Below are 356 nucleotides of genomic sequence, written 5' to 3' on the forward strand. Positions count from 1 at the left end.
TTTACTTATGTATGACCCGTACGGGATTCGAACCCGTGTTACCGCCGTGAAAGGGCGGTGTCTTAACCACTTGACCAACGGGCCGTGGCGGAGAATGAGGGATTTGAACCCTCGCGCCGGTTACCCGACCTACACCCTTAGCAGGGGCGCCTCTTCAGCCTCTTGAGTAATTCCCCTTAAATAAATATGGCTCCGAAGGCAGGACTCGAACCTGCGACCTGCCGGTTAACAGCCGGATGCTCTACCAACTGAGCTACTTCGGAATCGTTTTATATGGTGGGCCTAAATGGACTCGAACCATCGACCTCACGCTTATCAGGCGTGCGCTCTAACCAGCTGAGCTATAGGCCCTCTTT

The 356-nt window shown here is 53.9% G+C and carries 4 tRNA genes; all 4 read right to left on the reverse strand.

The annotated features are described in order from the left end of the window. Nucleotides 1-12: 12 nt before the first annotated feature. Nucleotides 13-84, reverse strand: a tRNA-Glu gene (locus LZ480_RS19765). A gap of 1 nt (nt 85) precedes the next feature. Further along, nucleotides 86-176: transfer RNA gene (locus LZ480_RS19770), tRNA-Ser, on the reverse strand. 11 nt (nt 177-187) lie between these two features. Next, nucleotides 188-263 (reverse strand) — tRNA-Asn (locus LZ480_RS19775). Nucleotides 264-274: 11 nt separating this feature from the next. Continuing rightward, a tRNA-Ile gene (locus LZ480_RS19780) sits at nt 275-351 on the reverse strand. Nucleotides 352-356 lie beyond the last annotated feature (5 nt).

It is taken from the genome of Solibacillus palustris (genome assembly GCF_022549215.1).
In the GTDB taxonomy this organism is placed as follows: Bacteria; Bacillota; Bacilli; order Bacillales_A; family Planococcaceae; genus Solibacillus; species Solibacillus daqui.